The 8,821-nt window shown below is 61.1% G+C and carries 7 protein-coding genes; 2 read left to right on the top strand and 5 right to left on the bottom strand.

Translation table 11 applies throughout. The features are described 5' to 3' along the window. Nucleotides 1-822: 822 nt before the first annotated feature. Together CCD76_RS12875 and CCD76_RS12870 are read right to left on the bottom strand one after the other, a co-directional pair. Nucleotides 823-1,371, bottom strand: coding sequence for a glycine zipper 2TM domain-containing protein (locus CCD76_RS12875; protein ID WP_087719866.1), 549 nt, complete (start codon nucleotides 1,369-1,371; stop codon nucleotides 823-825). A gap of 419 nt (nucleotides 1,372-1,790) precedes the next feature. Beyond that, complete coding sequence (locus CCD76_RS12870; RefSeq protein ID WP_087719865.1) at nucleotides 1,791-3,050, bottom strand: 6-phosphofructokinase; 1,260 nt, start codon at nucleotides 3,048-3,050, stop codon at nucleotides 1,791-1,793. Nucleotides 3,051-3,558: 508 nt separating this feature from the next. On the opposite strand from CCD76_RS12870, the gene mpl reads away from it, so the two are divergent. Together mpl and CCD76_RS12860 are read left to right on the top strand one after the other, a co-directional pair. Then, on the top strand, nucleotides 3,559-4,929 hold the full coding sequence (gene mpl / locus CCD76_RS12865; protein WP_087719864.1) for a UDP-N-acetylmuramate:L-alanyl-gamma-D-glutamyl-meso-diaminopimelate ligase: 1,371 nt from the start codon (nucleotides 3,559-3,561) through the stop codon (nucleotides 4,927-4,929). Continuing rightward, complete coding sequence (locus CCD76_RS12860; RefSeq protein WP_087719863.1) at nucleotides 4,916-5,542, top strand: flavin prenyltransferase UbiX; 627 nt, start codon at nucleotides 4,916-4,918, stop codon at nucleotides 5,540-5,542. The genes mpl and CCD76_RS12860 overlap by 14 nt, the downstream gene beginning before the upstream one ends. A 96-nt stretch (nucleotides 5,543-5,638) precedes the next feature. Here CCD76_RS12860 and CCD76_RS12855 read toward each other — a convergent pair whose 3' ends face one another. The 3 genes from CCD76_RS12855 to CCD76_RS12845 are packed head-to-tail and all read right to left on the bottom strand — an operon-like array spanning nucleotide 5,639 to nucleotide 8,783. Beyond that, the gene (locus CCD76_RS12855) at nucleotides 5,639-7,045 is read right to left on the bottom strand and encodes a bifunctional DedA family/phosphatase PAP2 family protein (protein ID WP_087719862.1); all 1,407 of its coding nucleotides are present in this window, start codon (nucleotides 7,043-7,045) and stop codon (nucleotides 5,639-5,641) included. Beyond that, nucleotides 7,042-7,965, bottom strand: a complete 924-nt coding sequence (locus CCD76_RS12850; RefSeq protein WP_143543287.1) for a diguanylate cyclase domain-containing protein — start codon at nucleotides 7,963-7,965, stop codon at nucleotides 7,042-7,044. Before CCD76_RS12850 ends, CCD76_RS12855 begins: the two co-directional genes overlap by 4 nt. Continuing rightward, the gene (locus CCD76_RS12845) at nucleotides 7,956-8,783 is read right to left on the bottom strand and encodes a hypothetical protein (protein WP_087719860.1); all 828 of its coding nucleotides are present in this window, start codon (nucleotides 8,781-8,783) and stop codon (nucleotides 7,956-7,958) included. The genes CCD76_RS12850 and CCD76_RS12845 overlap by 10 nt, the downstream gene beginning before the upstream one ends. Nucleotides 8,784-8,821 lie beyond the last annotated feature (38 nt).

Raw genomic sequence — 8,821 nt, 5'->3', positions numbered from 1 at the left:
GCTCATTTGATCATCCGGAACCCTACACCTAACCTAAAGAGTTCATGGTCGCGATCTCGCGATCTTTTGGCCTGGCATACTTCAGCGCAAAGTGATGGAGTGTGTCGGGTGTTTTTTTATCGGCAACGTGAAGGCTGCCCTCTGATGGCAGGCCGATATAGTAGTTTCCCCCCGAATCTTTTCGCAATCTGCCGTTTCTCCCGTCACGTATCGCGCACGGCATCAATCAGCCCCTGCCGTCTGGGAAGAAGTACATTCATCAGCTTTTGACGCAGGTTAATTTAAATTAATCTAGAAAGGCGCAGACTGAATTATGGTTAAATTAATTCTTAATTTTAATTAAAGTGTCGCCGAATTCATTGGATCTCTCTCGTTCGATATCGGGAGCGCTCTTTGGAATGACAATGAAATTGACTGCGCGAGATTGGCAGGCTGTCCAGCATCAAACGAAGAATGGTCCCAGGACCGTGACTTTGGCTCATCGAGCTCAGGCCGTCGGGATGCCCTTGGGAACCTTGAAAACGCGGGTCAAGAAGCTGATGGATAGAGGCATCGAGCGGGAGCGTGCCATTGAAATTGCGCTAAGCAAGCCGGTCGGCCCTCAGGGGCGTCCCAGGAAACTGACACATCGCTAGAGCAGGTACAAGGGGCGAAGGCAAGTCATCAGCAGAGCCATGCGCTCTTGTCAGCTGGCGTTGTCAACCCCGTGCGCAAGAAGGGGGCGGTCGAGTGGCTTCGAATTCGAGCCCCGGAGCGGTGCTCGGAGTGATGCCCGGGGCAATCTGTCTCGTAAAGGAAAGCAGGAAAAAGGCGTCGTGAAGCTCAGGAAGATTGAGGGTTTCCATCCCACTGCGGCTGGCCGTTGCGTATCAGGACGCGTTCACCCTCCGGTTTCTCGTCCAGCTTGGCTTCATGCACTTCGCCATCATAACGGTACCGGACATCGTAACCGACGGTTTCCTGTTTGCTGTCGCTGACGGTACTGCAGCGCTGTTCGGTCGTCTGGTAAGTATCACCCTGCTGCATCTGCTGCTGGACCTGATTGCCCGCCAGTCCGCCGCCGACGGCACCTGCTGCCGTCATGATCTTCTTGCCGCTACCGCCGCCGAACTGATTGCCCACGACCCCGCCAACAATGGCGCCAATGGCCGTGCCGGCGATGCGGTTTTCGTCTTTCACCGGGCGCTGGTGCGTGACCGTGACGTTCTCGCAGACCTCACGGGGTGCGCTGGAAGTCTGCACGATCGGGTCCACACTGACGATGTCGGCATATCTCGGGCCGCTTTCGGAGGATTGATAGGCCCCGACAGCGACGCCACCAGCGATGCCCAGTGCGGCTATGATGCTGCCAATGATGATCGGTTTCTTCATGACCTTGCTCCTTCTTCGTTCTCACCGTGGATATCGCGACGAGGCGTGAGTATCCGGCGGTGGACTGCCACTCTTTCTCTTTTGGTGTCCCTGTCGATTGCCGACCGGCATCCGCCTTGAGAATCGACGCGTTCGGACGAGTTCTCCAGATGGCTCAGTATAGTCTCGAAGCGCTCGCCAAGCGCCTGAGCCAGGTGTTGTTGAACACTGTTTTCATTTTGGTGACGAGGTGTTGTCGAATGGCGACAGGCCTCGATGCGGCAGACAGTCGTCTGGCGAAAAGCCGAGGAAAGGCAGCCGTATATTCGGGGGAACGGCCGAAAAGGGTTGGTACGAGGGGAAGGGTTGGTACGAGGGGGATAGGGTGGCATGTTCGTCGGCACCGTGATCGTGGTGCCGACGATATCGGTCGTGGCGTATTACAGTTCGAACATCGCCAGCTTGCGCTCGACCTTGGCCTTCTTCAACCTGGCTACCTTGGGCAGGCCGTTCTCGAACGGGGGGAAATCCTCGCCCAGAATCAGTGGGGCGAGATAGCGTCGCCCGGCTTCGCTGATATAGAGGCCGTCTTCGCTGATGTAGTCGCGCGGCATGAACTTCTCGTGGTTGGCGATCTCCGACAGCGGCGCCGCCTCGATCTTCCATTCGTATGGGGTGTCCGAAACGCGCTTGATCGCCGGCATCATCGAATTCTGCCCCGCCAGGGCGAGTTCGACGGCGGCTTCGCCCACGGCATAGGCCTGATCGACATCCGTCTTGGAGGCGATATGGCGTGCGGCGCGCTGCAGGTAGTCGGCCACTGCCCAGTGGTATTTATGACCGAGATCTTCCTTGACCATGGAGGCCAGCATCGGCGCGACTCCGCCCAACTGCTTATGGCCGAAGGCATCGGTACTGCCGGCATCGGCGAGGAAGGTGCCGTCGGCATATTGTGCGCCTTCGGAAACCACGATGACGCAGAAGCCGTGGCGTTTGACGGCCTCGTCGATGCGTGCCATGACCGTGGCCCGATCGAAGGCGATCTCGGGGAAGATGATCAGGTGCGGTGCTTGTTCCGGCGATTCGCCTGAGAGGGCACCAGCAGCAGCAATCCAGCCTGCATGACGACCCATGACTTCGAGAATGAACACCTTGGTCGAAGTGGAGCACATCGATTCGATGTCGAGCGCCGCTTCTCGCGTCGAGGTGGCGACGTACTTGGCGACACTGCCGAAACCGGGAGAGTTGTCGGTAATGGGCAGATCGTTGTCGACGGTCTTGGGAACATGGATGGCCGTCAGGGGGTAGCCCATCGTCTCCGAGAGTTGGGAGACCTTGAGGCAGGTATCGGCGCTGTCGCCGCCGCCATTGTAGAAGAAGTAGCGGATGTCGTGAGCCTTGAACACTTCGATCAGGCGTTCGTATTCGGCGCGGTGCGTCTCGATCGACTTGAGCTTGTAGCGACAGGAGCCAAAAGCGCCCCCCGGCGTGTAGCGCAGCGCCGAGACGGCCTCGTCGCTCTCCTGATTGGTATCGATCAAGTCTTCCATGAGCGCGCCGATGATGCCGTTGTGCCCGGCATAGAGATGACCGATGCGGTCCGGGTGGCGGCGGCAGGCCTCGATCACGCCACAGGCGCTGGCGTTGATGACGGCGGTGACGCCACCGGACTGGGCGTAAAAGGCATTATGCTTGGCCATGTCGGCTCTCATCTCCTGATGTTCGGTTATGCTGGCTCACGTCGTTGGCCCGGCGTGCGCGGATCTTCTACCGGTGCTGACTTCCTTGACGCTTCGCGGTAGAGACAGCCTGTCTTCGGCCATCACCAAGTGATGAAGCCCGGCGGTCAACGGTGTGATGCCTCTTGTCGAGGATGTTACGAGTCACGGATGCCGGCCCAGCATAGCCGAAAGGCGAATGCCTGTTAACACGAGAAGCCCGTAGCGGCCTCGGTCATTTTTCTGCGACTGCCGAATGAGTCATTCGCTAACGTTTGGCGGGGCGCGGTGGTGCGTCGGCTATCTTGCAGCGGTGTTTCGATCCTTTTTCGGCGCCAGGCCTCACCGCCAGGTATCACGGAGAGGCTTGCAGGCGGTTCTCGAGGTCATCTCTCGCTGAACGGCAGGAGGCGAATTCCGCGGCGAGCGGGCTGGTGGCCCGGCTCGCGAGGCCATGCTAGGCTCGCCGGCTCATGCAAGGGAGAGTGGTATGCACGTTCATGTAGTGGGGGTATGTGGCACGTTCATGGGCAGTCTCGCGCGTCTGGCAAAGATGCTGGGATATCGCGTGACCGGCTCGGATGCCAATGTCTATCCCCCGATGAGCCTTCAACTCGAGGAGATCGGCATCGAGTTGATGGAGGGCTATCGTCCCGAGAATCTCGAGCCGGCTCCCGATCTGGTCATCGTCGGTAACGCGCTCTCCCGGGGGAATCCGGAAATCGAAGCCTTGCTGAACGCCAAGCTCCCCTATACTTCCGGGCCGCAGTGGCTGGCGGAACACGTATTGCCGGGGCGCCAGGTTTTGGCGGTGGCGGGGACGCACGGCAAGACTACCACGGCGAGCATGCTGGCCTGGATACTGGAAGCCGCGGGTCTCGAACCCGGATTTCTTATCGGTGGCGTACTGCGCAATTTCGGATGCTCGTCTCGTCTTGGTAAGGACAGTGCGCCGTTCGTCGTGGAAGCGGACGAGTACGATACCGCGTTCTTCGACAAACGTTCGAAGTTCGTCCACTACCGCCCGGATGTCGCGATTCTCAACAACCTGGAATTCGATCATGCGGATATCTTTGCAGATCTTGCGACTATCGAGCGCCAGTTTCACCATTTCGTTCGAACCGTGCCGGGTAACGGCGACCTGGTGGTCGCCGACAACGAGCCGGCGCTGGAACGGGTGCTGGCACAGGGTTGCTGGTCGCCGGTACAGCGCTTCGGTCAACGTGACGGCAGCGATTGGCGTTTTGCGCTCGACCCGGAGGACAGCCGTGTCTTTACGGTGATGGCCGGCGGCGAGCAGCAGGTGGTTCATTGGGCGATGAGCGGCCGCCACAATGCCGCCAATGGCGTGGCCGCGCTGGCGGCAGCTCATCGGCTCGGCGTTTCTCTGGCCGACGGTTGCCGAGCGCTATCCACTTTCGCGGCGCCCAAGCGGCGCCAGGAGGTCCGCGGGGTGGTGGCCGGCATCCAGGTGCTCGACGACTTCGCGCATCATCCTACCGCGATCGCGCTGACCCTTGAGGGGCTGCATCAGGACCGCCACGGTGGCCGGCTGCTGGCGATCATCGAGCCGCGCTCCAACACCATGCGCCAGGGCACGATGAAATCGCGTCTGGCCGACAGCACGTCGGTAGCCGACCGGGTCTGGTGGTATCAGCCTCCGGGATTGGACTGGTCGCTGGACGAGGTTGTCACCGGACACGCGGCCAGCCGGGTATCCGGCGACCTCGACGCACTCGTCGGCGAGGTCGTGGAGGCGGCCGCCTCGGGCGATCGAATCGTGGTCATGTCCAATGGCGGGTTCGGCGGGATTCACGGCAAGCTGCTTCAGGCACTGGAGGCTCGCCATGGCGCGCGATGAAGCTGCGACGTATGCGGCGCCGGTCGCCGTGGCGCTGACCGGCGCTTCCGGCGTGCAATATGGCCTGCGCCTGATCGAGTGCCTGGTTGGAGCCGGGCACGAGATTTACGTGATGATCTCCAAGGCGGCGCATCGCGTGGTCGCGGTCGAGACCGATATCGAACTGCCGGCGCAGCCGGATCGACTGGCCCAGTCGTTGACCGAGCGATTCGGCGCCGGCGAGGGGCAGATTCGCTGTTTTGGGCGGGAAGACTGGATGGCACCGGTCGCTTCCGGTTCCGGCAACTGGCAGGCGCTGGTGATCTGCCCGTGCTCGACGGGAACGCTCTCGGCGGTAGCCTGCGGGGCAAGCAACAACCTGATCGAGCGGGCCGCCGATGTGGCGCTCAAGGAGCGCCGGCAGCTGATTCTCGTGCCTCGGGAGACGCCGCTCTCGGCGGTGCATCTCGACAACATGCTCAAGCTGACCCATATGGGCGCTGTCATACTGCCGGCGGCGCCGGGGTTCTATCACCGTCCGGACAGCGTCGAAGCGATGATCAATTTCATCGTGGCGCGGATACTCAACCAGCTAGGCATTGCTCAGACATTGATGCCGCGCTGGGGCGACTGAGAACCTGTTCACCATCTGCTGCGCGCCGGCCAAACGTTTTGAGCCGGAGCGCAGCAGATGGTGACGGTTCCGAGTATCGTTCTTCTACAGGCAGCATCACACGGGCGAGAAGAAGACGACGCGTGCCGTCTCCAGTATCAGGGAGGCGAGGCAGAGCCACACCCAGGGTGGCATGTCGCGGTCGGGGCGCTGAAAATGCTGGTAGCTGATGCGGGTCACGGCGCAGACCACGAGCCCGAGGAGGGCGCCGCCGATCAGGTCGCTGGCCCAGTGGACGCCGATCACCAGCCTGGACAGCGCCATGGGCATGCAGACGACGATGCCCAGCCAGTAGGCGTACCCGCGGTAGCGCTGAGGCATCACCTGGGCGGCAAATGCTGCCGTCAATCCCACCACGACCACGATCGTCGACGTATGGGCGCTGGGATAGGACATCGAGCCGGTCAGGTAATCGGGGGTGTCTGGTCGCGCCCGTCCTGCCAGATCCTTGAAGACCGTGTTGCTGACCGCGACCAATATCAGGGCGCCGGCGATGTGCAGTAGCGCCGCGAAGCGCTTTGCATAGAGAAGCCATAGCAGCCACGGCGCCATCAGTACGCTGATGCCCATCGCATCTCCGATCTCGGCGAGTGTCTCGCTGGTCCCCACCAGCCAGCTCCGCTGTAGCAGGCTGGCGAGGGAGCGGATCTGCTCGTCCATCGGCAACGGGCCGTCATGCATCAGTACCCATACGGTCCAGCCAGTCAGGGCAATCAGGCTGGTCAACAGCAGCGATAATGACGCCAGGGGGAATTCGTTCGCCGGCGCGGGTGAACAAAACAGGTTCCACCCCTTGGCCAGCGCGGGGCTGCGAGTCATGCGATTTTCCAGCCAATGATGTACGCGGCCGTCACCGCTCAGCTGATAGCGGATCCACGAAAACAGCAGCGCCAGTGCCAGTAGCGACAGGGATAACGTCAACAGCCACCGTTCGGCTCCTGCCGGCAGTTCCATCAGCTCTTCCCACGAGCGTCCCAGCAGATAGCCTGGCAGGAGATAGACGGGCGCCCACGCCAGGGCAGAAATGAAATTGACGACAGCGAAGCGCTTCGATGGCATCGACAGCATACCCGCGATCATGGGGATGAACGGGCGCACGGGACCGACGAAGCGACCGACGATGACCGATAGGGTGCCGTACCGCTGGAAGAAGTCGTTGCCTCGGTTGAGCCACTCGGGGTGTTGCTTCAGTGGCCACCAGTGAGGGATCCGGCTGCGCTGCTTGCGGCCCAGCCAGAAGCTGAGATTGTCACCGGCAAAGGCGCCAAGGGTACCGGCTGCCAGCATCAGCGGGAGAGAGGTGTCGTTATGGCCGGCGATCGAGGCCGCTGCACTCAACAGCACGACGCCAGGAACCACGATGCCGACAATGGCCAGGGACTCGATCAGGGCCACCGTGAAAATGATAGCCAACAGCAGTTCCGGCTGAGGCGCGAGAGTATAGAGCCAATGTGTGAAGTTCACGCGTGAGGTTCCAGCAGTTTGTTGGCGGCGGCTTCGAGGCGTTTCGAGAAGTGCTCCACGCTTTCCTGTGCCTGCAGGGTGCATACCCGGCTGTAGCTTTCCAGCGAGCCGATTTCTGGGTGGGCGACCATCGTCACCACGTCCGAGAGCCTTTTGGCAGCGGCGATGGCTCCTGGTTCAGCCGTGTTGGGCAGAATGAGCCAGAAAACGTTGGCGTTGTATTCGCCGAGCAGGTCGCTTTGGCGGCTATTATCGGAAACCGCGTGGCTGAAATTGGACGAAAGCACTTCGCGCAAGTGGCCGCCGAACTGATCTCCGGCTTGATCGAGCTGGGGAATATACACGACCAGCACGCTCAATGGCTGGTCGAGCGCAGACGCCCTGGCGATTTCTATTTTCAGATTTGCGCGGATGCAGGCGATAGAGAGTCGCTTGTCACGTCGCCAGGGCCGCAATGTGAAGCGCTGGGCATGGGATGGGTGACCCAGCAGAACGAGCAAGGTGGCCGCGACGAGCGTCAGCCACCAGCCCAGTGTCAGGTTGAGAACCGTGATGTAATCGTCGCCGAGCAGGGCGAGCATCGCCGGTACGAGACAGAGCGCCAGCAGGAGTGCCGGGAAGAGCGTCAACAGCAGAAAGCTGAGGATTATCGACAGTCCCAGCCACAGCATGGGGTCGTCGCTACCCGGAGCTTCCACCGCACACAGGGTCAGTCCACCGGCCAGAAGCATGTGGTCGGCTACCACGGATCGCAGACGTCCCAGCCATTGCAGCGGTATGGAAACCAATAGCGCAATCGCCAGCAGCGTGGGCGGTAATATCAAGTCGTAGTGGCGCATCAAGTGTTCCCACAGCGCGAGCCCCACCAGCAATACCAGTGTGAGTAGTTGAGCGACCAGCTTATATCGACTCAATGCCAAGGTTGCATCTCCGAAGCATGCGCCGCCGGCTTGCCGGTATGACGAGCGAAGCGATCGCCAATTTCCGTCAACGGGGTCGAGGAGACCTCTCGATGAGGCGCGATGGCGTATACCAGCTGTCGACGGCGCTGGCTGGCGGCTTCGGCACTGGGCGCTACCAAAATCACCGCTACCCCATAGTCGTTGAGCCGGTAGGCGCGTTCATAGAGAGCCAGTTGCTCCTGGAGGCAGCGGCAGAGCTGCTTCATGTTGGCACTCGTCGAGCGGGCACAGCCGAAGATCGCCACCTCGCCATACGATCCTTCTCGCTTGGTTCGCTTGAGTTCACGCTGAACATCGGTATCCAGTTGGGCGGGCGGGAGCAGCCAATCGGGCTTCGTCGATACTCGATTCGTCACCGACAGCCGCTGTCGCTCCAGCGACAGCAGCCAGACAGCAGCCAGGGAAATGGCGGCCACGGTGGCGGTGGGGAGGGTCTGCGTCCAGCCGATGTAGATCACGCATAACAGATAGGCCGCCACATTCACCATGACCCCGGCCCGACCCGTCAGGCCCAGCAGGCACAGGGGCAGAACCCAGACCCAGATATCGGTATCGGCATGATCGATCAGGAGCAGGGCGGTGCCGAGCAGGAGGATCGCGACGGGAAACCATTGCGCGAGGCGTGCGGGGCGAGCCAGCAGGAAAGCGAAGACGACGGCGCTGGTCCAGGCAGTTGCTCTCATCGCGCCTTCGGCCAGCCAGCCCGTCAACAGAGCAAGCACCAAGATAAGCGCCAGAAGCGTTTTGAAGCCGAGGCTTTTGTACTTGCTTTGCATGGTGGCTTATATTGGACCGATTGCGAATGGCGTGCTCG

It is taken from the genome of Salinicola salarius, assembly GCF_002179555.1.
Taxonomy (GTDB): domain Bacteria; phylum Pseudomonadota; class Gammaproteobacteria; order Pseudomonadales; family Halomonadaceae; genus Salinicola; species Salinicola salarius_A.
This window is presented reverse-complemented; position numbering and strand designations above follow the sequence as displayed.